Consider the following 828-nt stretch of genomic DNA (forward strand, 5'->3'; position numbering starts at 1 on the left):
GGTATGGCCCACCCCGCTCCACTCTGCTCCCAGGCTGGCGGCCACCAGGCTGCCATAGGATTGGGTGTCCGTCAGGACAACACTCTTGCCCTGAAATACGGTCTGCGCCAAAGCCTGTGTCATTTCCTGCGGATCGGGGGCATTGCTCACTTGCTGCAATTTCAGGCGCAGGCGGGTGATACGGGTCAGGAATGCTTGCAGGCTCAACCGCTCGCTGCCCTCCGGGTCTTGGCCCATGAGGCTCAACAATGGACCGAAGGTGGCGTCCAGCGGACCGCGCGGGGCTTGTGCCCGTGGGTCAATCATGGGCACTTTGTCCTTCGCCACAAGCTTTTGCGCAGACTGCATCAGCGAGTCGGCCAAGGCCTGGCTGCGGGTGCCGGCCTGCCCCTGATAGGCCAGGGTATTCATCAGGGCGATCAGGGGTGACTGGCGCACATCGGTCATCAGCGTGAGTTGGTCGATCACATCGGGCAGGCTGCCGACGTTTTGCCAGCGCACGCTATTGAGAAAGTCCAGCCAGGCGTTGGCGTAATCCTGAAAGTAGCGCTCGGTGAGGCGCGCCTTGAGCACATCCGGGGTCAGCTCGGCGGCAATGTCGGCCTGATTGTCGCTGAGCACCCAGTCGATTTCTTCGCGACGGGCTTCGGCGATATCGTCAATGGCCTGGCGCACCTGCCCTTCCCAGGCCTGGCGGGTGAACACGCCAGGCACCCTTGCCTGGGTATGGAACAGCGCCATGGCGTCGGTCTCGCCGACCATGTTTTGCACGCCCAGCTCCGGGTATTGATTGGCGGCTGCGTCGAGGACCTGCTGGTACAGGTGGGT

1 protein-coding gene is annotated in these 828 nt (G+C 62.9%); it reads right to left on the minus strand.

Annotation, left to right across the window (positions count from 1 at the left end; all coding sequences use genetic code 11):
• On the minus strand, positions 1–828 hold an 828-nt coding region (locus ACZRN6_RS36535; RefSeq protein ID WP_464009964.1), incomplete at both ends, for an ImcF-related family protein.

The sequence above is a fragment of the Pseudomonas sp. A125 genome (genome assembly GCF_055409485.1).